Below are 26,469 nucleotides of genomic sequence, written 5' to 3'. Positions count from 1 at the left end.
CTAGTCCTGCTCGTCGATGCGGTCCAGCCGCTCGTCGACCATCCGGCCGGTGAGCCACAGCGGCACCGCGACCCCGGCGAGCAGCCCGAGCAGGGGGATCACGTACGCGACGAGCCCGCACACGCCGAGCACCACCACCGCACCTGCTGCCGTGCCCGGACCGAGCGCCGGGCTCAGCAGCAGGAAGCGCCACGTGTCGAGAGCGGACCGGTCGTAGCGCAGCACCACCCGCGGCCAGTAGGCCAGCACCACCGCACCCCAGGCAGCCACCAGGACGAGCCCCAGCTGCAGCGCGGCCCGTCCGGGGCCGTCCAGCTGCCCGAGCACGGCGAGGTCGAGCAGCAGAGCCGCGATCCCGACCGTCAGCGGAGCGCCGAGCACGTTGGCGCGCCGCCAGCCCGCGAGCCACTCCCGCCAGAAGGGCCGCCAGGGGGACTCGGCGGGATCGCCGTCGAGAAGCACAGCGCTCGCCGCCCGGACGGCGGGCCACAGCCCCAGCACGACGCCGCCCGCGAGTGCCCCCAGGAGCACCAGCACGTTGACCTCGACCAGGCGCGTGACCCGCCGGAGCACCCGCATGACGCCGGCGGTCCAGCCGACCTCGTCCACGGCGGACGTGTCGCGCGCCGGCTTGTCCGGCCTGAGCTCGCTCACCTGTCGTCCACCCTCGTGCCGGTCACTACCCGACCGGCGTCGTCCGTCGCTGTCAGGCACAGGGTGGCACGGTCGCGGACGGCGTCCCAGGCGGGGAAGACGACGGCCGTCCACCGGCGCGTGGGAGCCGCCGAACCAGCGGCTCCGGCGAAGGTGAACCGGCCCGCGCCGAGCGGGCGCGCCCGGCCCACGCCGGTGAGCGCGCCGTCCAGCACCTCCTCCAGCGCGCCGGTCCGGCCGTCCACCACCTTGGCGGTCGCGGCGCCGACGTCGAGCACCTCCCAGGTGCCGCCGAGCACCGCGGGGGAGCTGGGCCAGGTGGCGGTGTCGTCGTTCTCCCGGTCCGGCCCCGCCCAGGGCTGCGGGGAGACCAGCGGCCAGCCGTCGTGGGTCCACACCAGCCGGCGTACCTGGACACGGTGCTCGGTCGGGGCGTCGGCGTCGCGGACGTGGTGGACCAGGAGCTGCCGCCCGGGCTCGGTGAGGACCGACGCGTGCCCCGGCGCGAGGAGCCCCGGACCGCCGGCCAGCCGGTGGCTCGCGAGGACCGGCATGCCGACCTGCCACGGGTCGACGCCGGACGCCGCGCCCTCGCCCGCAGCCTCGGCCGCCTGCTCGGTGGCGCCCGCGCCCTCGGTACCGGCGGCTCCGTCGGTCATCGCCCGCCCGCCCCGGTCGCGGAACGGCCCGGTGACCTCGTCGCCGACCGCGGCCCGCAGGTGGTACGTCCCGGCCAGCGAGTCGTACGAGACCAGGAGCGCCCAGCCGCCGTCCGGCCGAGGGAGGACGAACGCGCCCTCGACGGCGCCGTCGGCGAGCCGGGGGCGGCGGGCCAGCAGCGTTCCCGGCGCACTGCGCAGCGCGCCCGGCTCCGGCGCGTCGACGACGAAGCCGGTGGCCGGGTCGACGGGCAGCGCGTAGATGCCCCCGAAGAACGAGCCGTAGACCAGCCACTGGCGGCCGCCCGGTCGCTCGCTGACGAGGTTCGCGTCGATCGCGTTGGGGTGCCTGAACCCGGCCCGGGCCGCCGCGTGGTCGCTCGCGACGACCACCCCGCGGTCGGTCCACGGACCCGACGGGTGCGGCGCGGTCGCGAGCCCGATCGCCGACCGGCGTGACCCGAACGTCGACGCCGAGTAGTACATGCGCCACTCGGCAGGCCCGGGCTCGCCCGCGCGGACGACCTCGGGCGCCCACAGGCCCTCTGCTCCGGACCAGTCGGCGGCCGGGCCGGGGACGCCGTCGAGCGCCCAGCCGTGCAGCTCCCAGCGCACCAGGTCGCGCGAGGTGCGGACCTGGACGCCGGCCCGGACGGGACCGTCCGACCGGGCGTCCGTGGAGAACATCCAGTACGTGCCGTCGTCGTCGCGGACGACCGTGGGGTCGTGGACGTGCCGGCCGCCCCAGGTGGAGGTGGTCACGTCAGCCCTTGGTGCCGGTGAGGGCGACCGACTCGATGATCTGCCGCTGGAAGATCAGGAAGATCGCCAGGATCGGCAGCAGCGCCACGAACGAGGCGGCCATGATCAGCGGGTAGTCCCGCTGGGTCGCGTACTGCACGTTCATGTTGGCGATGACCACCTGGAGCGTCTGCCGCTCCGGCGTGTTCAGGTACAGGATCGGCGCCAGGTAGTCGTTCCAGACCATCATGAACCAGAGGATGAACTGGGCGGCCACCGCCGGCCGGATGATCGGGAAGATCAGCCGCCAGAAGATCTGCCAGAAGTTCGCGCCGTCGATCTTCGCCGCCTCGATGATCGAGTTCGGCACGTTCTCCAGGTATTGCCGCAGGAAGAAGATCACGAGGATGTTCCCGAAGATCGCCGGGACGATCAGCGGCAGGAGCGTGTCGACCCAGCCGATCCGCGAGAACATCACGAACTGCGGGATCATCAGGGTCGGGTACGGGATCATGATCCCGGTCAGCATGCCGATGAAGATGAGGTTGCGGAACGGCAGGCGCATCTTCGCGATGGCGAACGCCGCCATCGAGCAGGTGATCATGCCCAGCACCGTGACGGACGCCGCCACGACGAAGCTGTTCTGGAACCCGGTCAGGATGCTGGAGTCCTGCCACATCCGCACGTAGGTCTCCCACTGGGGCACCTCGGGGATCCACACGGGCGGCAGGGCGAAGACCTCGTTCTTGGTCTTCAGGGACGTCGAGACCATCCAGACCAGCGGGGCGATCATCACCACCGCTCCGACCGAGAGCAGGACGAAGACGAGCCAGTCGCCGATCCGGGTGCTCGTGGTCCGGCTCATCGGGTTGCGGCCGGTGGCCTTCCGTGCGGGAGGTTCGAAGCCGAGGCTGTTGCGGCTCGGGGCCGTCGTAGTACTCATGGTTCCTCCGGCTCAGTCGATGTCGAAGCTGTTGCGCCGGTTCAGGCGGAACTGGATCAGGGTGACGACGAGGATGAGCAGGCCCAGCACGATCGCCATGGCCGTCGCGTAGCCCATCTGCTGGTACTTGAACGCCTGCCGCCAGATGTGCCAGACGGCGGACGCGGTGCTGTACTCCGGCCCGCCCGTCGGCGTCATGATGTTGACCTCGGTGAAGAGCTGCGCGCCGCCGATCACGTTGGTCACGACGAGGAAGAACGTCACCGGCCGGACCATGGGCAGCGTGATGCTGCGGAACCGCTGCCAGCCGTTGGCGCCGTCGAGCTGCGCGGCCTCGTAGAGCGAGCGCGGCACCGACTGGATGGCTGCCAGGTAGAGGATCATCGAGAACCCCAGGCCCTTCCAGATCGCCATCAGGATGATCGCTGGCTTGGCCCAGAACGTGCTCGCCAGCCAGTTGGGGCCGTCGATGCCGACGAGGGCCAGGGCCTGGTTGACCAGGCCGAAGTCACCGTTGTACGCCCACTGCCAGAGGATGGCGATCGCCGCGAGCGACGAGATGACCGGCACGTAGTAGATCGTGCGGAACGCCGTCAGACCCACGATCTTGCGGTTCATCGCGACGGCCAGAGCCAGCGACACGGCAAGGCCGATCGGGATGCCGATCATGTAGAAGAACGTGTTGTAGATCGACTCGAGGAAGTTCGCGTCGCTGAAGAGCCGGACGTAGTTGTCGAGCCCGACGAACCGCATGACCCCGAGGCCGTTCCAGTTCGTCAGCGACGCGTACACCGCGAAGCACACGGGGTACAGCGTGAACAGCAGGTAGCCGATCACCGGGGCCGCGACGAAGGCGAGCGCCCAGCGGTTCTCGGACCGGTGCAGGCGTGAGGCCGAGCCAGCCATGAGGTTCCTCTCTGCAGGTGGCCGCGGGGTCGTGACCCGGTGGTCGAGCCTGTCGAGACCTGCGGGGGTCTCGACAGGCTCGACCAACGCGTCACAACCCTCGGTGAGGGCTAGTTGCCGGCGCTCGCGGCCGCGGCCTGCTCGGCCTGGTCGTTGGCCTCGTCGAGCAGGGTCTGCATGCGCGGCTCCACCTCGGCGAGGTACTCGTCGGCGGTCTGCTGACCGTCCAGGACCGGCTGGATGTTGGTCCACATCTCGTCGTACCAGGCGGCGCCGTACGTCATCGCGGCGGGCATCGGGCGGCCGTAGTCCTCGACGATGTCCAGGAACTCCTGGCGGTTGGCCGGGCTGGTGTCCTCCTCGGCGGCCCACTCGGCCGCCATGTCCTTGAGGTTCGGCACCTGGATGCCGGCGTCGACGAGGGTCTGCTGCGCGGTCTCGTCGGCGGACAGGTAGGTCACCAGCTCGACGGCCTCCTCCGGCATGGCGGTCGTGGCCGAGACGCCGATGCCGAGCGAGCCGATCCACGTGGCGGGCTCGCCCGTCGACCCGGCGGGGAAGGGGATCAGGTCGTAGTCGAAGTCGAGCTCGTTGTACGTGCTCACGTCCCACGGGCCCACGGGGAAGAAGGCGATCTGGCCCTCCATCCAGCGCTGGTAGGTGTCCAGCGTGGCCGCCTGCTCGGCGTTCGGGGTCACCTCGTCCACCGTGGTCAGGTCGGCGATGTACTGCAGCGCCTCGGCCATCTCGGGGGTGTCCACGGTGACCTCGGTGCGGTCCTCGTTGGTCCAGTCGGCGCCGTTGCTCCAGGCGAAGCCCTGCATGTTCCACTGGACGTTGAGGCCGGTGCCCCACTGGTCGACCTTCTTGTCACCGTCGGTGTCCTTGGTGACCTTCTTCAGCACGTCGAGCCACTCGTCCCAGGTGTAGGGCTCGTCGGCGCTCGGCAGCTCGATGCCCTCGGCCTCGAGCATCGTCTTGTTGTAGCCCATGGCGAACGGGCCGACGTCCTTCGGCAGACCGTAGAGCGCGCCGTCGGGCGTGCCCTGGAGCTTGCCGTCGTAGCGGTAGGAGTCGACGCCGTAGTCCCACAGGTTGTCCAGGTCGACGCCGGACGCCTCGACGTGGTCGGTGATGTCGAGCAGCACCCCCGAGGTGACGTAGGACTGCAGGTTCGCCTGCTCGATGTAGAACACGTCGGGCACGTTGTTGCCCGAGATCGCCGCCTGGAGCTTGGTGGCGTACTGGTCGGCGTCGGTGACGATGACCTCCACCTCGACGCCGGTCTCCTCGGAGAACCTGTCGATGGCCTCCTGGTAGGCGGCCTTCTCGTCCTCGCCGCCGCGGAACATGAAGGTGAGCTTGCCGTCGTCGTCAGTTCCCGAACCACCGCCGCAGGCGGCGGTGGAGGCCAGCACCAGTCCGGCGACGATGCCGGTGGTCAGGCGTGACTTCTTCATCACGGTTCCTCTCGTGAGCCGGGCCGCTGGGTGCGGGCGGTGCCGCCGGAAGTGGCGGGCACAACGTGTCGCGGAGCGTGCCGGTTGTCTCTTCGACCTTGAAGTTACATCGATGGAGAATCGATGCGGCACACGCTAGCATCCCTTCTACAACGATGTATACCCGCGGCATCGCTGCCGTCACGAGAGGACCCCCATGCACTCCGCCACCGTCTCGCTCGACCCCGCCTTCGTGGTCGGGCCCGTGCGCCGCCGCACCTTCGGCTCGTTCGTCGAACACCTCGGGCGCTGCGTGTACACGGGCATCCACGACCCCGGCCACCCCACCGCCGACGCCGACGGCTTCCGCGGCGACGTCGTGGAGCTCACGCGGGAGCTCGGGGTCTCGACGGTCCGTTACCCGGGCGGGAACTTCGTCTCCGGCTACCGGTGGGAGGACGCCGTGGGGCCGGTCGAGCAGCGCCCCCGCCGGCTGGACCTGGCCTGGCACTCGACCGAGCCGAACCTCGTCGGCGTGGACGAGTTCATGCGGTGGGCGGCCAAGGCGGGCGTCGAGCCCATGATGGCCGTCAACCTGGGCACTCGCGGGGTGCAGGAGGCGCTCGACCTGCTGGAGTACTGCAACGTGCCCGGCGGCTCCTTCTGGGCGGACCAGCGCCGGGCGAACGGTGCCGAGGACCCGTACCGGATCAAGATGTGGTGCCTGGGCAACGAGATGGACGGCCCGTGGCAGATCGGCAGCAAGACGCCGCAGGAGTACGGCCGCCTGGCCGCCGAGACCGCCCGCGCCATGCGGATGATCGACCCGGGCCTCGAGCTCGTGGTCTGCGGGTCGTCGGGGTCGCAGATGCCCACGTTCGGCGAGTGGGAGCGCGTGGTCCTCACCGAGGCGTACGAGCACGTCGACTACGTCTCGGCGCACGCCTACTACTGGGAGGAGGACGGCGACCTGGCGTCGTTCCTGGCCTCCGTGGTGGACATGGACCACTTCGTGGAGTCCGTGGCGGCCACCGCCGACGCCGTCCGCGCCGCCCGCAAGCAGACCAAGCGGGTGCACATCTCGTTCGACGAGTGGAACGTCTGGTACCAGAAGCGCGCCGAGTCGCGGCCGCCGTCGGGCGACGACTGGCCGGTGGCGCCCGTGCTGCTGGAGGACCGCTACAACGTGGCCGACGCCGTGGTGGTGGGCAACATGCTCATCTCCCTGCTGCGGAACACCGACCGCGTGCACTCGGCGTCCATGGCCCAGCTCGTCAACGTGATCGCACCGATCATGACCGAGCCCGGCGGGCGCACCTGGAAGCAGACGATCTTCCACCCCTTCGCCCTCACCGCCCGGCACGCCGCCGGCGAGGTGCTGCGCCCCGCGATCGACTCGCCGGTGCATGAGACGGCCAGGTTCGGCGAGGTGGCGGTGCTCGACGCCGTCGCGACGCACGACGCCGAGTCCGGCGACGTGGTGGTGTTCGCCGTGAACAGGTCGCTGACCGGTCCCGTGGTGCTCGACGTCGACCTGCGCGGCTTCCCGGGCATGCGCGTCGCGGAGGCCGTCACGCTGTCGAACCCCGACCACACCTGGTCCGCCACGGCCGACGACGACACCAGTGTGCTACCGCGGCCCAACACCTCGGCGAAGGTCGCGGACGACAGGGTGCGCGCGGAGCTGCCGCCGGTCTCCTGGTCGATGCTGCGCCTGGTCCGGGACTGACCTGGGCGCCGGGTTCCGGCTGTTCCGCCACTGGGCGAAACACTGCAGACTCGTTACTGGAACGTGACGTCACGCACTATGAATCCGGCCCATGTGAGCGCTAACATTCGAGGCGGGCAAATAGCCGCAAGTCCTCGCACGAAGCCGTGCAGGATCTCAAGGAGGAGACATGGCACGCACGATCCTGACCCGCACCGTTCTGGCCGCGGTGTCCGTAGCCTCGCTGTTCGCGCTGAGCGCCTGCGCATCTGACGCCGGTGGCGAGCCCGCAGGCGGAGGCGAGCCCGCAGGTGGGGGCGCCGACGACGGCGTCATCACCCTCGGCTTCTCGCAGGTGGGCGCCGAGTCCGGGTGGCGGGCCGCGAACACCAAGTCCATCCAGGACACGCTCACCGAGGAGAACGGCTTCGAGCTGAAGTTCTCCGACGCGCAGCAGAAGCAGGAGAACCAGATCCAGGCGATCCGCTCCTACATCACCCAGGGCGTGGACGTCATCGCGTTCTCCCCGGTGGTCGAGACGGGCTGGGACCCGGTGCTCCAGGAGGCCAAGGCCGCCGGGATCCCCGTGATCCTGACGGACCGCGCCGTCGACTCGAGCGACGAGACCCTCTACGAGTCGTTCATCGGCTCCGACTTCGTCAAGGAGGGTGAGATGGCCGGCGAGTGGGTCGCCGAGCAGTACGACGGCGAGGGCTACAAGGCCGTCGAGCTGCAGGGCACCACGGGCGCCGCCCCGGCGATCGACCGCAAGGAAGGCTTCGAGGCCGCCATCGAGGGTACCGACGTCGAGATCATCGACAGCCAGACCGGTAACTTCACGCGGGCCGAGGGCAAGACCGTGATGGAGGGCTTCCTCAACAAGCACGACGACATCGACCTCGTGTTCGCGCACAACGACGACATGGGGCTCGGCGCGATCGAGGCCATCGAGGCGGCCGGCATGGTGCCCGGCGAGGACATCAAGATCGTCACCATCGACGCCGTCAAGGACGGCATGCAGGCGCTCGCCGACGGCAAGATCAACTACATCGTCGAGTGCAACCCGCTGCTCGGGCCGGACCTGGCGGACATCGCCAAGAAGGTCATCGCCGGCGAAGAGGTCGAGAAGCGCATCGTCGTCCAGGACGAGGCGTTCGACCAGGCCGCGGCCAAGGAAGCGCTCCCCACGCGCGAGTACTGACGCCCGTGTCGCCGAAGTAGAGCGCCTGTCCGGACACACGCTCTACTTCGGCGATCGAGCCATGCCGAGGTAGAGCGTGTGTCCGGACAGGCGCTCTACTTCGGCGACGGGCGATGTAGCCCTCATGCGCCGCAGCACGCCAGAACAAGAAGGTCGAGGATGACCCAGCAGACAGCACCAGCCGTCGTCGAGATGACCGGCATCAGCGTCGAGTTTCCCCCGGTGAAGGCCCTCGACGGGGTCGACTTCCGCCTGCGGCCCGGCGAGATCCATGCCCTCATGGGCGAGAACGGCGCCGGCAAGTCCACCCTGATCAAGGCCCTCACCGGTATCCACTCGCCGACGGCGGGGACGATAGTGGTCGACGGCGTAGAACGCCGGTTCACCGGCCCCGCCGACGCGCGGGCGCACGGCGTGAGCACCGTTTACCAGGAGGTGAACCTCTGCGAGAACCTCACGGTCGCGGAGAACATCATGCTCGGCGCCGAGCCGCGGCTCCTGGGCGGCCTGCACTGGTCGGCGATGCGCCGTCAGGCCGCGTCGCACCTGGAGCGGATGGGTCTGAACATCGACCCGGCGTCGTCGCTCGGGTCGCACTCGCTCGCGGTGCAGCAGCTCGTCGCGATCTGCCGCGCCACGGTGGGCGACTGCAAGGTGCTCATCCTCGACGAACCCACCTCCAGCCTGGACACGGACGAGGTGGCGCACCTGTTCACCGTCATGCGCACGCTGCGTGACGAAGGCGTCGCCATCCTGTTCGTCAGCCACTTCCTCGACCAGATCTACGAGGTCTCCGACCGGATGACGGTGCTGCGCAACGGCGGCCTGGTGGGGGAGTACGTCACCGCCGACCTGCCGGCCGCCGAGCTGGTCCAGCACATGATCGGCCGCTCCATGGAGGTCCTGGAGGCCGCGGAGGAGGTGCTCGAGCACACCGAGCGCCCCGCCGACGCGACCCCGCTGCTCCAGGTGGTCGGCCTCGGCCGCAAGGGCTCGGTACAGCCTTTCGACCTCGAGCTCTACGAGGGCGAGGTGGTCGGTCTCGCCGGTCTGCTCGGCTCGGGCCGTACGGAGCTGGCGCGCCTGCTCACGGGCGCCGACCGGGCCGACGTCGGCGAGACCCGCGTGGCCGGAGCGCCGGCCCGCCTGCGCACGCCGCGCGCGGCCATGAGCCACGGCATCGCCTACACCTCGGAGGACCGCAAGGGGGAGGGCGTCGTCGACGGCCTCACCGTGCGGGAGAACATCGTGCTCGCCCTGCAGGCGCGGCGCGGCTGGATCCGGCCGCTGCCCCGCAAGCAGGTCGACGACCTGGTCGCGTCGTACATCAAGCAGCTCGGGATCCGGCCGGCCAACCCCGAGGCGCTGCTGCGCAACCTGTCGGGCGGCAACCAGCAGAAGGTGCTGCTCGCGCGGTGGCTCGCCACGGCGCCGCAGCTGCTCGTCCTGGACGAGCCCACCCGCGGCATCGACGTCGGTGCCAAGGCAGAGATCCAGAAGCTCGTCGCCGACCTGGCGGCCGAGGGCATGTCCGTCGTCTTCATCTCGGCGGAGCTCGAAGAAGTACTGCGTATATCCCACCGCATCGCCGTGATGCGGGACCGTCGCAAGGTGGCGGAGATCGATGGAGGAGGAGCCACTATGGACCAGGTGGTCGACCTCATCGCCGGAGGTGGCGCGAAGTGACGAACATCCTGCGCCACTACCTCTTCTGGCCGGTCGCGGCTCTGGTCGCCCTGCTGGTGGCCAACACCGTCGCCCGGCCGAGCTTCCTGGCGATCAGCATCCGGGACGGGCACCTGTTCGGTGCCCCGATCGACATCCTGCGGACCACCGCACCGCTCCTGCTCGTCGCCCTCGGCATGACCCTGGTCATCGCCACGCGCGGCATCGACCTCTCGGTCGGCGCCGTGGTGGCGGTCTCGGGTGCGGTCGCGCTGTCGCACATCGCGTCGTCGCCGAACCCCGAGTCACCGGTCACGGTGCTCACCGCCATCGGCCTGGCCCTCGCGCTGTGCCTGGTGCTCGGCGTGTGGAACGGGTTCCTGGTCTCGGTGCTCGGCATCCAGCCGATCATCGCGACGCTCATCCTGATGACCGCGGGCCGCGGCGTCGCCATGCTCATCACGGGCGGCATGATCACCACGATCAACAGCGCGCCGTTCAAGGTGCTCGGCTCAGGGTTCTGGCTCGGGCTGCCCGTCGCGGCGGTCATCGCGTTCGGTGTCTTCGCGGTGGTCGCGTTCGTGGTGCGGCGTACCGCGCTCGGCATGCTCCTGGAGGCGACCGGCATCAACCCGGCCGCGAGCCGCCTCTCCGGCGTCCGCTCCAAGACGCTGACCTGGACCGTGTACACGGCGTCGGGCCTGTTCGCCGGCCTGGCGGGCCTGCTCATCAGCGCTGACACGATGGCCGCCGACGCGAACAACGCCGGCGTGTTCATCGAGCTCGACGCCATCCTGGCAGTGGTGATCGGCGGGACCGCGCTCTCGGGCGGCAAGTTCAACCTGTCGGGCACCCTGGTGGGCGCGCTCGTCATCGCCACCCTCGAGCGGACGGTGACCGTCCTCGGCATCTCGCCGCTGGTCACGCCCCTGTTCATGGCGCTCGTCGTCATCGCGGTGACCCTGCTCCAGTCGCCTCGGATGCGGGAGCGGCTGACGGCCGCCACCCGTCGTCCGGTCGCGACGACGCCGCCCGAGCCGCAGCCCGCTGCGCGCCCTGACTCGACGGAGGTGAAGGCCTGATGGCTACGTCGGCCCCCGTGCGCGCCTCGCGCTCGCTGAAGATCCCGACCCGGCTGGACCGGCGCTACCTCCCGGTGGTGGGCACGTTCGTCGTGCTGGCGCTCATGCTGATCGTGGGCGGCACCCGGTACGAGAACTTCCTGACGCCCGCAGTGGTGTCCAACCTGTTCATCAACAACGCGCACCTCATCGTGCTCGCGGTGGGCATGACCTTCGTGATCCTGACCGGCGGGATCGACCTGTCGGTCGGATCGGTGCTGGCCCTGTCCACGGTGGTCACCGCGGCGCTGCTGCAGGCGGGTCTGCCGCCCGCGGTGGTGATCCCGCTCGCCGTCGGCGCCGGGACGGTGATCGGCCTGGCGCACGGCGTGATGGTGCAGTACTTCCAGGTGCAGCCGTTCGTGGCGACGCTCGCGGGCATGTTCCTCGCCCGCGGCCTGTGCTTCCTCATCGCGCCGGAGTCCATCGCCATCGACAACCCGGCGTTCGGCGAGCTCGCGAGCTGGGTCCAGATCTTCGGCGGCTGGCGGATGTCGTCCGGCGTGCTCATCGCGCTGGTCGTCGTGGGCCTCGGCTTCCTCGTGCTGCACTTCACGCGGTTCGGCCGCACGGTGTACGCGATCGGCGGCGGTGAGCAGTCCGCGCTCCTCATGGGTCTGCCCGTGGCCCGCACCAAGGTGCTCGCCTACGTGGTGAGCGGCACGTGCGCGGGGCTCGGCGGCCTGCTGTTCGCGATGTACTCCCGGTCGGGCTACTCGCTGACCGGTGTCGCGATGGAGCTCGACGCCATCGCCGCGGTGGTCATCGGCGGGACGCTGCTGACGGGCGGCACCGGCTTCGTGCTCGGCTCCGTGCTGGGCGTGCTGGTGCTCGGCCTGATCCAGACGATCATCACGTTCGAGGGCACCCTCAGCTCCTGGTGGACCAAGATCGTGATCGGCGTCCTCCTGCTGGTCTTCGTGGCCCTCCAGCGCATCCTGACGCTCCGCCGCACGTAACCGCACGGCACAGAACCCCGGCCCTGACTCGCCGTACCCGGTACGGCGAGTCAGGGCCGCAGTACCACCGACCCACTCCACACCGACGTGACGAAGGGATCGATACGACATGGATCTACAACGATATAGAAGAGGTGCGCTCGCGATGGGCGCCGCACTCGCGGTCAGCCTGGCGGGAGCGGTGGCGCCTTCCGTCGCCGCGCAGGACGCCGCTCCGGCGTCGGCCACGGCGGCGGAGGCCGAGTACGCCGCCTACTTCTTCCCCTACTTCACCGGCGAGTCCACCGCCGACGGCGAGACCATCTCGTTCGCCGTCTCGGACGGTCCCGACCCGCTGGAGTGGACGACGCTCAACGGCGGCGAGCCGGTGCTCAGCTCCACGCTCGGCACCAAGGGCCTGCGCGACCCGTTCCTGATCCGCGGCGGCGACGGCACGTACTACCTGCTCGCGACCGACCTGCAGATCTACGGCGGCGGCAACTTCGGCGACGCCCAGGAGACCGGCAGCCGCAAGATCATGGTCTGGGAGTCCACGGACCTGGTGAGCTGGGGCGAGCAGCGCGAGATCGAGCTCGCGCCCGAGAACGCCGGCAACCTGTGGGCGCCCGAGGCGTACTGGGACGAGGCCGCCGGCGAGTTCGTCGTGTACTGGGCCTCCGCCCTGTACCCGGCCGACGTCCCGCCCGCGGAGCGCGACATCCGCACGTCGTACCAGCGCATGCTGTACGCGACGACCACGGACTTCGAGACCTTCTCGGAGCCGAAGCCGTGGATCGACGAGCCGCAGGGCGACGGCCTCGGCATGATCGACTCGACGGTCCAGGAGGAGGACGGCGTCTACTACCGCCTCACCAAGGACGAGTCGTACATGGGGATGCGGCAGGAGTCGTCCACCGACCTGCGCCGGACGCAGGGCGTGACCGAGGGCGACGGCTGGGACCTCGTCAAGGAGCGCGTCGGGTTCGGGCAGCCGAACCCGTGGGGCGGCACGTTCACCGGCGGTGAGGGGCCGACGCTGTTCCCGTCGCTGACGGACGACCGCTGGTACCTCCTGCAGGACCAGCCGAGCTACCACGGCGGCCAGGGCTACATGCTCTTCGAGTCCGACGACCTGAGCAGCGGCGAGTGGACCGCCAACCTCGACGCGATCCTGCCCGCCAGCCCCAGGCACGGGACGGTCCTGCCGATCACGGCCGAGGAGCGGGCGCGCCTCGTGGCCGCGTACCCGCCGGCCGAGACCCCGGTGCAGGAGCACACGCTCGACGTCGACGCCGCGGCAGCGGGCACGGAGATGAGCGACGACCTGTACGGCGTCTTCTACGAGGACATCAACTACGCGGCCGACGGCGGCCTGTACGCCGAGCTGGTCCGGAACCGGTCCTTCGAGTTCGCCGCGACCGACAACGCGAACTTTACCGGTATGACGGGCTGGGACGCCGTGCAGCGGCGGGGCTCCACCGGCACGGCGCAGGTCGAGTCCGAGCGGGACAAGTGGCTCAACGACGCCAACCGGGCGTACCTGACCATCAAGGCGGACGGCCCCGGCGTCGGCGTGCGCAACGCGGGCTACAACGAGGGCTTCGCGATCGAGAAGGGCAAGAAGTACGACTTCTCGGTGTTCGCGCGCACCGGACGGGCCCAGCAGCTGCGGGTGAGCCTGGAGTCGCCCGACGGTGCCACGACGTACGCGGCCGTCGTGGTGGGGGTGGACAACACCAACCGGTGGAAGAAGCGCACGGCCAGGCTGACCGCGAGCCGCACGGTCGACGACGCCCGGCTCGTGGTGACGGTCGGCCGAGAGAGCACGATGCGCCTGGACATGATCTCCCTGTTCCCGCGTGACACGTGGCACGGCCCGGTCAACGGCCGCTCGGTTCTGCGCAAGGACCTCGCGCAGAAGGTCGCCGACCTGGAGCCGTCCTTCCTGCGGTTCCCCGGCGGCTGCGTCACCAACGTCGGCACGTTCGACACGTACCTGGAGTCGGACGGCGCGGACCGCCGTCGGACGTACCAGTGGAAGGAGACCATCGGGCCGGTCGAGGAGCGCCCGACCAACTGGAACTTCTGGGGCTACAACCAGACCTACGGCCTGGGCTACCTCGAGTACTTCGAGTTCGCCGAGGACCTGGGGGCGTCGCCGCTGCCCGTGCTGTCCGTGGGTGCCAACGGGTGCGGCAGCAACATCCCCGAGATGACCGACGACGTCCGCCTCGACCGCTGGGTGCAGGACACCGTCGACCTCATCGAGTTCGCCAACGGTTCCGTGGACACCGAGTGGGGCGCCAAGCGTGCCGCGCTGGGCCACCCCGACCCGTTCGGGATGAAGTACATCGGCCTGGGCAACGAGGAGAACACCGACACGTTCCAGGCGAACTTCCCGCGGTTCCGCGACGCCGTCGAGGCCGCGCACCCCGAGGTCACCGTGATCTCCAACTCCGGCCCGGACGACACCGGCGCCCGGTTCGACGAGCTCTGGGACTTCAACCGCGAGCAGGGCGTCGCGATGGTCGACGAGCACTACTACAACGACCCGTCGTGGTTCCTGTCGAACACCGAGCGGTACGACTCGTACGACCGCGAGGGCCCGCACGTGTTCCTCGGCGAGTACGCCTCGCGCGGCAACGCCTGGGCCAACTCGCTGTCCGAGGCCGCGTACATGACCGGGATCGAGCGCAACGCCGACCTGGTGGAGCTGGCCTCCTACGCGCCGATGTTCGCGAACGAGGACCATGTCCAGTGGTCCCCGGACCTGATGTGGTTCGACAACGACGAGTCGTGGGGCTCGACGTCGTACTACACGCAGCGGATGTTCATGACGAACACCGGCGACCAGGTCGTCCCGTCCACGCACGACGGCCCCGAGGAGACCCCCGCGGACATCTCGGGTGGCGTCTTCCTGTCGACCTGGAACACCCAGGCCGCCTACGACGACGTGAAGGTCACCGACAACGAGTCCGGCGAGGTGCTCTTCTCCGACTCGTTCGACGAAGCCGCGCAGTGGGAGCCGCAGGCCGGCACGTGGGGCGTGTCCGACGGCGAGTACGTGCAGTCGGCGGGCAACGTCACCGATGCCCGCTCGATCATCACCGACGCGTACACGAAGGACTGGGACAACTACACCCTGGAGCTCGACGCCCGGAAGCTGGGCGGCAGCGAGGCGTTCCTCGTCGGGTTCGCCGCGGGCGGCCGGGACGACTTCTACTGGTGGAACCTGGGCGGCTGGAACAACTCCCGCCAGGCGCTCCAGCGGGCCGACGGCGGCGGCGCGGGCGAGGTCGCGGCCGTGGAGGGCCACTCGATGGAGACCGGCCGGGACTACCACGTGAAGGTCGTGGTCTCCGGGCGGACCATCAAGCTCTACCTCGACGGCGCGCTGCAGATGACGTACACGGAGCCGACCACGGAGTCGCTGTACCAGGTGGTCACGCGGGACGCCGAGACGGGCGAGCTGGTGCTCAAGGTCGTCAACCCGTTCGACTCGGTCGCACGCACGGCGGTGAACGTCGACGGTTACGCGGTGGACGGTGACGCCGAGGTGATCGAGATGAGCGGGGCGCCGTCGGCCATGAACACCAAGACGCAGCCGGAACGGATAGTGCCGGTGGAGGGCAGGGCGACGCTCGACGTGTCCCGGTCGGGAGGTGACACGGAGTTCAGCTACGACTTCGCGCCGCACTCGATCACGTTCCTCCGGCTCGCGGAGGCCAACGGCAGCTGACCGTAGGTAGGTCCGCGAAGTAGAGCGCCTGTCCGGGTTCTCCCGGGTGACAGCCGGGAGAACCCGGACAGGCGCTCTACTTCGCGGACCAGCCCCACGGCGGCGCCCTCAACCCGTACGGTGGTCTCCGTGAGCACGCTGCCCGAGGACCTCCGGGAACACCCGATACCTGATCCAGCCGAGCTCCGGACGCTGGTCGCAGAGCTGCGCCGCCTGGTGCTGACCTACAAGTTCGGGATCGACGAGGTGATGACCAAGGTCTCGATCCTGCGCGACGAGTTCCGGCACATGCAGAACTACAACCCCGTCGAGCACGTGGGTTCGCGGCTCAAGTCGTTCGAGTCGATAGTCGCCAAGTGCCGCCGCAAGGGCATCCCGCTGACGCCGGACGGCGTCCGGGCGCAGATGTTCGACATCGCCGGCGTCCGGATCACCTGCAGCTTCGTCAACGACATCTATCTGGTCCGCGACATGCTGCTCAAGCAGGCGGACCTGACGCTGCTGGAGGAGCGCGACTACATCAAGCACCCGAAGGCGACCGGGTACAAGTCGCTGCACCTCATCGTGCAGATCCCGGTGTACCTGTCCGACCGGGTCGAGGACGTGATCGTCGAGATCCAGCTGCGCACGATCGCCATGGACTTCTGGGCCAGCCTCGAGCACAAGATCTACTACAAGTACGACGGCGACGTGCCCCGGCACCTCACCGACTCGCTCAAGCTCGCGGCGGACGTCGCATGGTCGCTGGACACCTCGATGGAGCGCATCCACGACGAGGTCAAGGCCATCTCGGGCGACGAGGAACCGGTGGCGAGCCGGCACAACCTCCACACCCCGGAGGAGATGCTGCGCGACTTCTGGCGGGCCGCCGAGGCGGACGGCGGCTTCGACCTCGGCACCGACAAGTGAAGCGGGATCCGTGAAGTAGAGCGCCTGTCCGGCTCTCCCTGGTGTCGACAGGGAGAGCCGGACAGGCGCTCTACCTCACGGATCCCGCTTGAGTTCAGAGGGGCTTGAGGGTGCCTGACAGGGCTGTCCACGACTCGGGGGCCAGCGTCACCCTTGTCGTCGCGCCCTCGGTCGCGGCGACGCGGCCGGCGACGTCGAACTCGCCCCAGTGCTCCGCGGCCACCTTCTCCGCGTGCTCCGGCCCGGCGACGGCGGCCTCGTGGTCGGCCGTCATGGCCCAGCCCTCGGCGACCTCCAGCGCCGCGCCCAGGTGGGCCAGCTCGACCTCCACCGGCTCGGTGGAGCGGTTGGTCAGGAACAGGGCGACGGCGCCGTCGGCCAGGGTGGCCGCCGCCGTGACCGCAGGCACCTCGCCGTGGGCCTTCGTGGTGATCGTGGACGTGGACACGCGCAGGTCGAGCGCCTCGCCCTGCGCCAGGCGCGCCGTCGTCGCGAACGGGTGGAAGGTCGGCTGCCGCCAGGCCTCGCCGCCCGGCTCGGTCATGATCGGCGCGATCACGTTGACGAGCTGCGCGAGGCACGCGACCGGCACCCGGTCGGCGTGGTTCAGCAGCGTGACCAGGAGGTCGCCCACGACCACGGCGTCCAGCCCGGAGTAGACGTCCTCGATGATGCGGGGCGCGTCCTTCTGGATCGGCAGGTTCGCCTCGCCGGGGAAGCGGGTCTGCAGGTACCAGACGTTCCACTCGTCGAACGAGATGGTGATGCGCTTGTCCGATCGGCGCTGGGCGCCGACGGCGTCCGCGGAGGCCACGACCCGCTCGATGAACCGGTCCATCGCGGTGCCCGACCCGAGGAACGACGCGCGGTCGCCGTCGACCTCCTCGTAGTAGGCGTGCATCGAGATGTGGTCCACGAGGTCGTACGTGTACTCGAGGACCGTGCGCTCCCACTCGCCGAACGTGGGCATCCCCATCGACGACGAACCGCAGGCGACGAGCTCGATGGACGGGTCCACGAGCTTCATCGCGGCGCCGGCGTTGCGGGCGAGCTTGCCGTACTCGTGCGCGTCCTTGTGCCCGATCTGCCACGGGCCGTCCATCTCGTTGCCCAGGCACCAGAGCTTGACGCCGTAGGGCTCCGCGCGGCCGTTCGCGATGCGCAGGTCGGCCCAGCGGGTGCCCGCCTCGCCGTTGCAGTACTCGAGCAGGGCCACTGCCTCCTCGACGCCGCGGGTGCCCAGGTTGACGGCCATCATCGGCTCGATGCCCTCGCGCTCGGCCCACTGCAGGAACTCGTCGGTCCCCACGACGTTGGGCTCCACCGTGCGCCACGCGAGATCCAGGAACGGCTTGCGCTGCTCGACGGGCCCGACGGCGTCCTCCCACCGGTAGTTGGAGACGAAGTTGCCGCCCGGGTACCGGACGGTGGTGACGCCGAGCTCGCGCGTCAGGTCGGCGACGTCGCGGCGGAAGCCGTGGCTGTCGGACGTCGGGTGGCCCGGCTCGTGGATGCCCGTGTAGACCGCACGCCCGAGGTGCTCCACGAAGGAGCCGAACAGGCGGCGGTCGACGGTACCGACGGTGAAGTCGGGGTGCAGCAGCACGCGGGTGCGGGAGGTCGTCATTGTTCCTCGCTGGATCGGTCGGTCGTTCTACAACGTTGCACACTATCCGATCGGCGACGCGTGGACGACGGCCGTCCTCTACCCTGTGGGAAAACTCGCCGAGTGGAGGCTGGCAGCGTGGCTGTGACGATGCACGACGTGGCGCAGCGCGCAGGCGTGTCGATCAAGACGGTGTCGAACGTGGTGAACGGCTACCCGTACATCCGCGCCGCGACCCGGGAGCGGGTCCAGGCCGCCATCGAGGACCTGGGCTACCGCGTCAACATGTCCGCCCGGAACCTCCGCACGCGCCGCACGGGGCTGATCACGCTGGCGGTTCCCGAGCTCTCGCTCCCGTACTTCGCCGAGCTCGCCGACTCCGTCATCTCCGCCGCCGACGACGCCGGGTGGACCGTGCTCATCGAGCAGACGAGCGCCAGCCGCGAGCGGGAGACCGACGTGCTCTCGGGCCGCCGCAGGCACCTCACGGACGGCCTGATCTTCTCGCCCCTCGCGCTCGGGCCCGACGACATCGGCCTGTTCACCGTCGACTTCCCGATAGTGATCCTGGGCGAGCGCGTCTTCGGCGCACCCGCCGACCACGTGACGATGAACAACGTCGAGGCGGCCAAGGCGGCGACCCTGCACCTGGCGTCGCTCGGCCGCCGTCGGATCGCGCTGATCGGGGGGCACGAGGGGGAGCAGGTCGGGTCCGCGGCGCTGCGCACCGCCGGCTACCTGGAAGGACTGGCGGAGGCCGGCCTGCCGCACGACCCGGCGCTGATCGGGGAGGCGGGCCTCTGGCACCGCTCCACCGGTGCGGAGACGATGCGCCGCATGCTCGACGAGGGCGTCGAGATCGACGCGGTCTTCGCGCTCAACGACGCGCTCGCCCTCGGCGCCCTGCACGCCCTGCACGCCCACGGGATCGACGTCCCGGGGGAGGTGGCGCTCATCGGGTTCGACGACGTCGACGACGCGAAGTACGCGGTTCCAGCGCTGTCCTCGGTGGACCCGGGACGAGACCAGATCGCGCGCACCGCCGTCGAGCTGCTGCTGGAGCGCATCGGCGCGGCCGGCGACCCGGCGCCGTTCCGGAAGGTGGTGCCGGACTCGCGGATCATCGGACGGGAGTCGACGGGCGACGTCGCGCCGGGCCAGGACAGCCGCGTCGTGGGCGTCCAGCCGGGTGGCACGGAGCTCGTGCAGGTGATCGGCGAGGCGGCGGACAGTCGGCAGCTGGAGCAGCCGATCTCCTGACGGCGGGTGAGATCCGGCCCTCTTCCGGGTGATCTTGCCGCCGCCGTGACACGCGATCAGCACTGTGCTGCTGCTCACTACCGTCGCCACGTGGAACAACTTCTTCCTGCCCTTGGCCGTCTCCCGGGGAGCTCGCGCCTACTTCCGGTCGCCGCCAGGGTCTTCACGAGGCAAGCCCTTTCCCATGTGCGTGCAGGCGGCGAGCAGGTCTGGAACCGCATCGCCACGGGCTCGTTCATCCCCGTGGTTCCGCTGGTCGCAGCGTTTCGGCCGCTGCAGAAGTACCGGCAGGGCGGGTTGTCGCCGGGGCGCGCGGTGAGCGGACTACCCAGGACGACGGTTCCCGGATTCAAGAGTTGACTGTATCGATGCCGTAACCATCCAGTAAGTTCCCCTTACTAGCCCTCGACCACGGCTACGGTGGGCACGGTCACCGGTCGGTTGTGGCTAAGTTCAGCCGACCTGGTTTTGACCAACGGACGTGTGAGCGTTCACAATCTGTTGCGTTCACAATGTGAAGTCGGCCGGGTTGCAGAGACGTTGCCCGGGCAAACTCGAAGAGGAGATGTCATGGCAAGGAAGCTGTGGGCCAAGCGCGGTCTGGCTGCGCTGGCGACGGGCACGATGGCTGTTTCGCTCGCTGCGTGCGGCGGCGGCGGTGCCGGCGCAGGTGGCGGTGGCGGTGCCGGGGACGGCGAAGAGGGCGGCCTCGTCGGCGTGGCGATGCCCACCCAGACGTACGAGCGCTGGATCGCGGACGGCGGTGCTGTCGAGGAGGGTCTCAAGGCGGCCGGGTACGACGTCGACCTGCAGTTCGCGGGTGACGACATCCCGACCCAGCAGCAGCAGATCGACGCGATGATCAACAAGGGCGCCGAGGCACTCATCATCGCCTCGATCGACGGCACCGCGCTGGGCAGCCAGCTCGAGGCCGCCGCTGCCGCGGACATCCCGGTGATCTCTTACGACCGCCTCATCCGCGACTCCGAGAACGTGGACTTCTACGTCACGTTCGACAACTACACGGTCGGCGTGCAGCAGGGCACCTCGCTGCTGACCGGTCTCGGCATCCTGGACGAGAACGGCGAGGAGGCCGCTGACGCGCCCGAGGGTCCGTTCAACGTCGAGCTCTTCGCCGGTTCGCCGGACGACAACAACGCAGGGTTCTTCTACGAGGGCGCCATGTCGGTGCTCCAGCCGTACATCGACGACAAGACGCTCGTCGTGCCCTCGGAGCAGACCGACTTCGGCACCGTCGCCATCCAGCGCTGGGAGCAGGAGGGTGCGCAGGAGCGCATGGAGAACCTGCTGACCTCGACGTACACCAAGGGTGACGTGAAGGTCGACGGCGTGCTCGCCCCCGCCGACGTGCTGTCGCGCGGCATCATCACCGCCCTGAAGAACTCGGGCTACGGCAAGGGCGACCTGAAGATGCCGATCATCACCGGCCAGGACGCCGAGGCGGCCTCCGCCAAGCTGATCGTCGACGGCGACCAGTACTCGACGATCTTCAAGGACACCCGGCTCCTCGCCGAGCAGGCCGTCACCGCGGCGACGGCGTTCCTCGAGGGCAACGAGCCCGAGGCCAACGACACCGAGACGTACGACAACGGCGTGAAGGTCGTGCCGTCGTTCCTGCTCCCCACGGTGATCGTCACCAAGGACAACCTCGAGGCCGAGCTGGTCGAGTCCGGCTACCTCACCGAGGAAGAGGTCGCGTCCGGCCAGGTCGACGAGTAGGACTGACCTCCTGGCAGTACCGGTCCGACGCCGCTGACTTCTTGCGGTCGTTCGGTGGTCGAGCTTGTCGAGACGTGGTCTCGGCAAGCTCGACCACCGGCGTCGGGCAACCCGCAACATCACTATTGGCGACAAGTACGCGACAAGGACTGGCATGGCCGATTCGGCGCCGACCGACATCCTCGAGATGCGCGGCATCACCAAGACATTTCCTGGGGTCAAAGCGCTCCAGGACGTCAACCTCACTGTCCGCAGGGGCGAGATCCACGCCATCTGCGGTGAGAACGGGGCGGGCAAGTCCACCCTGATGAAGGTGCTGTCGGGGGTGTACCCGTTCGGCACCTACGACGGCGACATCGTGCTCGACGGCGAGAACGCCCAGTTCGGCAACATCAACGACTCCGAGGCCCGCGGTGTCGTGATCATCCACCAGGAGCTCGCGCTCGTCCCGTACCTGTCGATCGCCGAGAACATCTTTCTCGGCAACGAGCGACGCCGCGCCGGTGGCGCCATCGACTGGAACAGGACCAACTCCGAGGCAGCCGTGCTGCTGGAGCGGGTCGGGCTGAGCGAGTCGCCCACGGTCCCCATCTCCGCGCTCGGTGTGGGCAAGCAGCAGCTCGTGGAGATCGCCAAGGCCATCTCCAAGGACGTGCGCCTGCTCATCCTCGACGAGCCGACGGCGGCGCTGAACGACAACGACTCCGAGCACCTGCTCGAGCTGCTCCGGCAGTTCAAGAGCCAGGGCATCACGTCGATCATGATCTCCCACAAGCTCGCCGAGATCGCCGAGATCGCCGACCGCACCACCATCATCCGCGACGGCCAGTCGATCGAGACCTTCGACATGGCCGAGGCGGGTGGCTCGTCCGAGGCGATCCAGAACCGCATCATCCGCGGCATGGTGGGGCGCGACCTCGACAACCGGTATCCCGACCGCGAGTCGCACCCGGGCGAGGAGGTGCTGCGCGTCGAGGACTGGACGGTGTACCACCCGACCCAGCCCGGCCGCGTCATCGTCAAGGGCGCGAACCTGAACGTGCGGGCCGGCGAGGTGGTCGGTATCGCCGGCCTCATGGGCGCCGGGCGGACGGAGCTCGTGATGTCGCTGTTCGGCCGCTCCTACGGCCGGGACATCTCCGGCACGGCGTACGTGCACGGCAAGAAGATCGACGCCCGCACGGTGCCGGACGCGATCAAGGCCGGTATCGCCTACGTGTCCGAGGACCGCAAGCAGTACGGGCTCAACCTCATCGAGGACATCAAGCGCAACATCTCGGCGGCGGGCCTCGGCAAGCTGTCGAAGAACGGCTTCGTGGACGAGAACGAGGAGCTCAAGGTCGCGGAGGAGTACCGCGAGTCCATGAACATCCGCACCCCCAACGTGCTCGTGGACGTGGGCAAGCTCTCGGGCGGCAACCAGCAGAAGGTGGTGCTGTCCAAGTGGCTGTACACCGCCCCTGAGGTGCTGATCCTCGACGAGCCCACGCGCGGCATCGACGTCGGCGCCAAGTACGAGATCTACACCATCATCAACAAGCTGGTCGCGGACGGGAAGGCCGTGCTGGTCATCTCCTCGGAGCTCCCCGAGCTCCTCGGGATCTGTGACCGCATCTACACCCTGGCCTTCGGCCGCATCACTGGCGAGGTCGACGTGGCCTCAGCCACCCAGGAAGGACTCATGGCTCTCATGACCCAGGAGAACGCACAGGAGACGAAGGCATGACCGGCATCACGAACCTCCGGGACCTGTTCACCCGGAACATCCGCACCAGTGGCATCTACATCGCGTTCGTGCTGATCATCGTGCTGTTCTCGGTGCTGACCGACGGCCTGCTGCTCAGCTCGCGGAACCTGACCAGCCTCGTGCTGCAGTTCTCGTACATCCTCATCCTCGCCATCGGCATGGTGATCATCATCATCGGCGGGCACATCGACCTGTCGGTGGGCTCGGTGGTCGCACTGACCGGAGCCGTGGCCGCGGTGATCGTCATCCGTGGCGGTCAGCCGTGGTGGGTGGGCGTGCTCGCCGCCATCGGCACCGGGCTGCTGGTCGGGGCGTGGCAAGGGTTCTGGGTGGCGTACGTGGGCATCCCAGCGTTCATCGTGACGTTGGCAGGCATGCTCCTGTTCCGTGGCCTCACGCTCGAGGTGCTCAACAACGTCTCGCTCTCGCCGTTCCCGGCGGAGTACTCGGCCATCGCCTCGGGCTTCCTCAACGGCCTGCTCGGCGGTTACGGGTACGACACCTTCACGCTCGTCATCTTCGCCATCGGTGTGCTGGGCTTCGCGTACAACTCGTGGCGCCAGCGCCGCGCGCGCATCGCGTACAAGCAGACGGTCGAGGCGGCCGTGTTCTTCGTGCTGAAGCTCGTGGTCGTCGCAGCCGTGGTCATGTGGTTCGCGTACAACCTCGCCACGTACCGCGGCCTGCCCGCGGTGCTGATCATCCTGGCCGTGCTGGTCATGGTCTACACGCTGATCACGAAGCACAGCGTGTTCGGCCGCCACGTCTACGCCATCGGTGGCAACCTCGCCGCGGCGCAGCTCTCCGGCGTCCGCGTGAAGCGCGTGAACTTCTGGATGTTCGTGAACATGGGCTTCCTCGCCGCTATCGCGGGCATCGTGTACTCCGCGCGGTCGAGCGCCGCCCAGCCGGCGGCGGGCAACATGTTCGAGCTCGACGCGATCGCGGCGTGCTTCATCGGTGGCGCCGCCGTGACCGGCGGTATCGGCACGGTGACCGGCGCGATGGTCGGTGGCCTGATCATGGCCGTCATGTCCAACGGCATGCAGCTCATGGGTGTCGACCAGTCCACGCAGCAGGTCGTCAAGGGCATCGTCCTGCTCCTGGCCGTCGCGTTCGACGTCTGGAACAAGCGGCGGGCCGCGGCCACCCGCTGACGGTTCTCGGCTGACAAGAGAACCGCGAGGGTCTCGACAAGCTCGACCAGCAGGTGCGCGAGGGTCTCGACGGGCTCGACCACCGGTGGTCGAGCCCGTCGAGACCCTCGCGTCGTAGTACCTGGGCGAGAATGGCGGGATGGCCGATCTCGCTCCTCCCTCGCGCCGCGGACGGCGTCCCGCCGGGCAGGACGCACGCGCCGACATCCTGACCGCCGCCCGGGCGGAGTTCCTGGAGCGCGGGTACGAGGCGGCGTCCCTGCGGTCGGTCGCCCGGCGCGCCGGCGTCGACCCGGGCACCGTGCGGCACTGGTTCGCCGACAAGGCGCGGCTGCTGACGGCCACGCTCGGCGTCACGGAGATCGAGCCGGACCGCGTGATGGAGCAGGTGGTGGACGGCCCCATGGAGACCCTGGGGGAGCGCCTCGTCGAGGCGATGCTCGGCGTCTGGGAGTTCGACGGCGGCACCACGGTCCGCATGGTGGTACCCGCCGTCATGGCCGACCCCGGGCTGCGCGGGCTCCTGCCCCAGTTCATCGGCGCGGCGATCCTCGGCCCGGTGATGCGCACGCTCGACGCGCCCGACGCGCCGCTGCGGACCGCCCTCGTCGCCTCCCAGATGGCGGGGCTCATGATGACGCGGTTCCTCGTCCCCGTGGAGCCCATCGCCTCGATGACGCCCGCCGAGGTCGCGGCGCTCGCCGGCCCCACCATCCAGCGCTACCTCACGGGAGACCTTGCGCGGTAGCCGGGCGCGGGAGCACAATTCCTCACATGAGGAAAAATGCGGTGGTCATCAGGGACCTGCGGGTGGTGCGCGGCGGACGGCCGATCATCGACGGGCTGGACGTCGCCGTGCCGGCCGGATCCGTCGTCGGGCTGATGGGGCCGTCCGGCTCCGGCAAGACGACGCTCATGCGCTCCGTCGTGGGCGTGCAGGACCGCGTGACCGGCACCGTGGAAGTGCTCGGCAGCGCGGCCGGTACCCCGGCGCTGCGGCGCCGGGTCGGCTACATGACGCAGGACGCCAGCGTCTACACCGACCTCACCGTCGCGCAGAACCTCAGGTACTTCGCCGCTCTGGCCGGCGTCCCCTCGCCCGCCGAGGCGGTGGCGACCGCCGTGGCCACCGTCGACCTCGGTGGGCACGAGAAGCAGCGGGTCGGCACGCTCTCGGGCGGCGAGCGCTCCCGGGTCTCCCTGGCCGCCGCGCTGGTCGGCGGACCCGAGCTGCTCGTGCTGGACGAGCCGACGGTGGGCCTCGACCCGGTGCTCCGCCGCGACCTGTGGGCCGTGTTCCGAAGGCTCGCGGCCGCGGGGTGCACGCTCCTGGTCTCCAGCCACGTGATGGACGAGGCGGTGCAGTGCGACCGTCTGCTTCTCATGCGGTCGGGCGCTCTCGTCGCCGACACCACTCCCGACGACCTGCTGGCCACCACCGGGGCACCCGACGCCGAACGCGCGTTCCTCGCCCTGATCGACGCCGCCGGCGTCGGCGAGACCACCGTCGGCGAGACCACCGAGGAGACGGCGCGATGAACCTGACCCTCGCCACCGCGAGCCGCGTGCTGTCCCAGCTGCGCGGCGACCACCGCACGGTGGCCCTGATCATCCTGCTGCCCTGCCTGCTGATCGGCCTGATCGCCTGGATGTTCGACGACCAGCCCCAGGTGCTCGACAGGTTCGGCCCGATGCTGGTCGGCCTCTTCCCGCTCATCGTGATGTTCCTGGTCACGAGCGTGGCGACGCTGCGCGAACGGCAGTCGGGCACGCTGGAGCGGCTGATGACGACGCCCATCCGCAAGGGCGACTTCGTGGCCGGCTACGGCCTGGCGTTCGCGACGCTGGCGCTCGTCCAGGCGCTGGTGGTGGTCGGCTTCGCGCTGCTCGTCGGGATGGACGTGGAGGGGCCGCTCGGCCTCGTCGTCGTGGTCGCGCTGCTCGACGCGATCCTCGGCTGCACGCTCGGCCTTGCCGCCTCCGCGCTCGCGCGCAGCGAGTTCCAGGCGGTCCAGATGATGCCCGCCATCCTGTTTCCGCAGCTCATCACGTGCGGGCTGCTCATGCCGCGCGACCAGATGCCGCAGGTGCTGGAGTGGCTGTCCCGCGCGTTCCCGCTCACCTACGCGATCGAGGCGATGACGTCGCTCGCGGCGGGCGACGAGTGGGCCGACATCCGCGGCGCCGTCGGCGTGATCGCCCTGTTCATCGTGGGCGCGGTGCTCCTGGGCGTCCTAACCCTCCGCCGCCGCACCCCGTGAGCCCCGTGGGCGGATCGCCGAAGTAGAGCGCCTGTCCGACTCTCCCGATGGCAACCCTGGGAGAATCGGACAGGC

Annotated in this window: 20 protein-coding genes; 14 read left to right on the top strand and 6 right to left on the bottom strand. The window is 69.5% G+C overall.

The genetic code is table 11. The annotated features are described in order from the left end of the window. The 5 genes from ACNYC2_RS25270 to ACNYC2_RS25250 all read right to left on the bottom strand — a co-directional run bounded on the left by ACNYC2_RS25270 (nucleotide 1) and on the right by ACNYC2_RS25250 (nucleotide 5,363). The gene (locus ACNYC2_RS25270; RefSeq protein ID WP_419704388.1) at nucleotides 1–654 is read right to left on the bottom strand and encodes a YesL family protein; all 654 of its coding nucleotides are present in this window, start codon (nucleotides 652–654) and stop codon (nucleotides 1–3) included. Next, complete coding sequence (locus ACNYC2_RS25265) at nucleotides 651–2,075, bottom strand: arabinan endo-1,5-alpha-L-arabinosidase (protein ID WP_419704387.1); 1,425 nt, start codon at nucleotides 2,073–2,075, stop codon at nucleotides 651–653. The genes ACNYC2_RS25270 and ACNYC2_RS25265 overlap by 4 nt, the downstream gene beginning before the upstream one ends. A gap of 1 nt (nucleotide 2,076) precedes the next feature. Then, nucleotides 2,077–2,997 carry a carbohydrate ABC transporter permease gene (locus tag ACNYC2_RS25260; RefSeq protein WP_419704386.1) on the bottom strand — a complete coding sequence of 307 codons (921 nt, stop codon included), beginning with the start codon at nucleotides 2,995–2,997 and terminating at the stop codon, nucleotides 2,077–2,079. A gap of 12 nt (nucleotides 2,998–3,009) precedes the next feature. Then, nucleotides 3,010–3,903 (bottom strand): carbohydrate ABC transporter permease, encoded by an 894-nt coding sequence (locus tag ACNYC2_RS25255; protein ID WP_377135805.1) that lies wholly within the window; start codon nucleotides 3,901–3,903, stop codon nucleotides 3,010–3,012. A gap of 110 nt (nucleotides 3,904–4,013) precedes the next feature. After that, nucleotides 4,014–5,363, bottom strand: coding sequence for an ABC transporter substrate-binding protein (locus ACNYC2_RS25250; RefSeq protein ID WP_419704385.1), 1,350 nt, complete (start codon nucleotides 5,361–5,363; stop codon nucleotides 4,014–4,016). Between the two features lie 196 nt (nucleotides 5,364–5,559). Between ACNYC2_RS25250 and ACNYC2_RS25245 the strand changes: the two genes are divergently transcribed. From ACNYC2_RS25245 to ACNYC2_RS25215, 7 genes are all read left to right on the top strand, one after another. Next, the gene (locus ACNYC2_RS25245) at nucleotides 5,560–7,071 is read left to right on the top strand and encodes an alpha-N-arabinofuranosidase (protein WP_419704384.1); all 1,512 of its coding nucleotides are present in this window, start codon (nucleotides 5,560–5,562) and stop codon (nucleotides 7,069–7,071) included. 169 nt (nucleotides 7,072–7,240) lie between these two features. Further along, nucleotides 7,241–8,251: an ABC transporter substrate-binding protein gene (locus tag ACNYC2_RS25240; RefSeq protein ID WP_419704383.1), complete on the top strand. Its 1,011-nt coding sequence runs from the start codon at nucleotides 7,241–7,243 to the stop codon at nucleotides 8,249–8,251. A gap of 159 nt (nucleotides 8,252–8,410) precedes the next feature. Beyond that, nucleotides 8,411–9,937 (top strand): sugar ABC transporter ATP-binding protein, encoded by a 1,527-nt coding sequence (locus tag ACNYC2_RS25235; RefSeq protein ID WP_419704382.1) that lies wholly within the window; start codon nucleotides 8,411–8,413, stop codon nucleotides 9,935–9,937. After that, nucleotides 9,934–10,998 (top strand): ABC transporter permease, encoded by a 1,065-nt coding sequence (locus tag ACNYC2_RS25230; RefSeq protein ID WP_419704381.1) that lies wholly within the window; start codon nucleotides 9,934–9,936, stop codon nucleotides 10,996–10,998. The genes ACNYC2_RS25235 and ACNYC2_RS25230 overlap by 4 nt, the downstream gene beginning before the upstream one ends. Further along, nucleotides 10,998–11,996: a galactofuranose ABC transporter, permease protein YjfF gene (gene yjfF, locus ACNYC2_RS25225; RefSeq protein WP_419704380.1), complete on the top strand. Its 999-nt coding sequence runs from the start codon at nucleotides 10,998–11,000 to the stop codon at nucleotides 11,994–11,996. Before ACNYC2_RS25230 ends, yjfF begins: the two co-directional genes overlap by 1 nt. Nucleotides 11,997–12,141: 145 nt before the next feature. Further along, entirely contained in the window at nucleotides 12,142–15,714 is a 3,573-nt protein-coding gene (locus ACNYC2_RS25220) for an alpha-L-arabinofuranosidase C-terminal domain-containing protein (protein ID WP_419704379.1), read from the top strand. Nucleotides 15,715–15,843: 129 nt separating this feature from the next. Next, the gene (locus ACNYC2_RS25215) at nucleotides 15,844–16,623 is read left to right on the top strand and encodes a GTP pyrophosphokinase (protein WP_419704378.1); all 780 of its coding nucleotides are present in this window, start codon (nucleotides 15,844–15,846) and stop codon (nucleotides 16,621–16,623) included. A gap of 94 nt (nucleotides 16,624–16,717) precedes the next feature. Here ACNYC2_RS25215 and ACNYC2_RS25210 read toward each other — a convergent pair whose 3' ends face one another. Further along, the gene (locus ACNYC2_RS25210) at nucleotides 16,718–18,250 is read right to left on the bottom strand and encodes an alpha-N-arabinofuranosidase (protein ID WP_419704377.1); all 1,533 of its coding nucleotides are present in this window, start codon (nucleotides 18,248–18,250) and stop codon (nucleotides 16,718–16,720) included. 117 nt (nucleotides 18,251–18,367) lie between these two features. On the opposite strand from ACNYC2_RS25210, the gene ACNYC2_RS25205 reads away from it, so the two are divergent. From ACNYC2_RS25205 to ACNYC2_RS25175, 7 genes are all read left to right on the top strand, one after another. Beyond that, the gene (locus tag ACNYC2_RS25205) at nucleotides 18,368–19,489 is read left to right on the top strand and encodes a LacI family DNA-binding transcriptional regulator (protein ID WP_419704376.1); all 1,122 of its coding nucleotides are present in this window, start codon (nucleotides 18,368–18,370) and stop codon (nucleotides 19,487–19,489) included. 570 nt (nucleotides 19,490–20,059) lie between these two features. Further along, nucleotides 20,060–21,229 carry a multiple monosaccharide ABC transporter substrate-binding protein gene (gene chvE, locus ACNYC2_RS25200; protein ID WP_419704375.1) on the top strand — a complete coding sequence of 390 codons (1,170 nt, stop codon included), beginning with the start codon at nucleotides 20,060–20,062 and terminating at the stop codon, nucleotides 21,227–21,229. 154 nt (nucleotides 21,230–21,383) lie between these two features. Then, entirely contained in the window at nucleotides 21,384–22,955 is a 1,572-nt protein-coding gene (gene mmsA, locus ACNYC2_RS25195; RefSeq protein WP_419704374.1) for a multiple monosaccharide ABC transporter ATP-binding protein, read from the top strand. Then, nucleotides 22,952–24,133, top strand: a complete 1,182-nt coding sequence (mmsB, locus tag ACNYC2_RS25190) for a multiple monosaccharide ABC transporter permease (protein ID WP_419704373.1) — start codon at nucleotides 22,952–22,954, stop codon at nucleotides 24,131–24,133. Before mmsA ends, mmsB begins: the two co-directional genes overlap by 4 nt. Nucleotides 24,134–24,272: 139 nt before the next feature. Then, a complete protein-coding gene (locus ACNYC2_RS25185) occupies nucleotides 24,273–24,881 on the top strand; it encodes a TetR family transcriptional regulator (RefSeq protein WP_419704372.1) in 609 nt (202 codons plus the stop codon). Between the two features lie 26 nt (nucleotides 24,882–24,907). Further along, nucleotides 24,908–25,672 carry an ABC transporter ATP-binding protein gene (locus tag ACNYC2_RS25180; protein ID WP_419704371.1) on the top strand — a complete coding sequence of 255 codons (765 nt, stop codon included), beginning with the start codon at nucleotides 24,908–24,910 and terminating at the stop codon, nucleotides 25,670–25,672. Continuing rightward, nucleotides 25,669–26,394, top strand: a complete 726-nt coding sequence (locus tag ACNYC2_RS25175) for an ABC transporter permease (protein WP_419704370.1) — start codon at nucleotides 25,669–25,671, stop codon at nucleotides 26,392–26,394. The genes ACNYC2_RS25180 and ACNYC2_RS25175 overlap by 4 nt, the downstream gene beginning before the upstream one ends. Nucleotides 26,395–26,469: the final 75 nt, after the last annotated feature.

Origin of the sequence: Promicromonospora sp. NFX87, from assembly GCF_048564965.1 — a bacterium.
Classification (GTDB): Bacteria; Actinomycetota; Actinomycetes; order Actinomycetales; family Cellulomonadaceae; genus Promicromonospora.
The sequence above is the reverse complement of the archived record's forward strand: the minus strand, read 5'-3'. Positions and strand labels throughout refer to the sequence as shown.

Bases quoted from the DNA above. Each gene is read 5' to 3' on its own strand.
- mmsA (WP_419704374.1), top strand. From the start codon at position 21,384: ATGGCCGATTCGGCGCCGACCGACATCCTCGAGATGCGCGGCATCACC.
- ACNYC2_RS25235 (WP_419704382.1), top strand. From the start codon at position 8,411: ATGACCCAGCAGACAGCACCAGCCGTCGTCGAGATGACCGGCATCAGC.
- ACNYC2_RS25250 (WP_419704385.1), bottom strand. From the start codon at position 5,363: ATGAAGAAGTCACGCCTGACCACCGGCATCGTCGCCGGACTGGTGCTG.
- ACNYC2_RS25210 (WP_419704377.1), bottom strand. From the start codon at position 18,250: ATGACGACCTCCCGCACCCGCGTGCTGCTGCACCCCGACTTCACCGTC.
- ACNYC2_RS25185 (WP_419704372.1), top strand. From the start codon at position 24,273: ATGGCCGATCTCGCTCCTCCCTCGCGCCGCGGACGGCGTCCCGCCGGG.
- ACNYC2_RS25260 (WP_419704386.1), bottom strand. From the start codon at position 2,997: ATGAGTACTACGACGGCCCCGAGCCGCAACAGCCTCGGCTTCGAACCT.
- ACNYC2_RS25180 (WP_419704371.1), top strand. From the start codon at position 24,908: ATGAGGAAAAATGCGGTGGTCATCAGGGACCTGCGGGTGGTGCGCGGC.
- ACNYC2_RS25240 (WP_419704383.1), top strand. From the start codon at position 7,241: ATGGCACGCACGATCCTGACCCGCACCGTTCTGGCCGCGGTGTCCGTA.
- ACNYC2_RS25245 (WP_419704384.1), top strand. From the start codon at position 5,560: ATGCACTCCGCCACCGTCTCGCTCGACCCCGCCTTCGTGGTCGGGCCC.
- chvE (WP_419704375.1), top strand. From the start codon at position 20,060: ATGGCAAGGAAGCTGTGGGCCAAGCGCGGTCTGGCTGCGCTGGCGACG.
- ACNYC2_RS25175 (WP_419704370.1), top strand. From the start codon at position 25,669: ATGAACCTGACCCTCGCCACCGCGAGCCGCGTGCTGTCCCAGCTGCGC.
- ACNYC2_RS25255 (WP_377135805.1), bottom strand. From the start codon at position 3,903: ATGGCTGGCTCGGCCTCACGCCTGCACCGGTCCGAGAACCGCTGGGCG.
- ACNYC2_RS25220 (WP_419704379.1), top strand. From the start codon at position 12,142: ATGGGCGCCGCACTCGCGGTCAGCCTGGCGGGAGCGGTGGCGCCTTCC.
- yjfF (WP_419704380.1), top strand. From the start codon at position 10,998: ATGGCTACGTCGGCCCCCGTGCGCGCCTCGCGCTCGCTGAAGATCCCG.
- mmsB (WP_419704373.1), top strand. From the start codon at position 22,952: ATGACCGGCATCACGAACCTCCGGGACCTGTTCACCCGGAACATCCGC.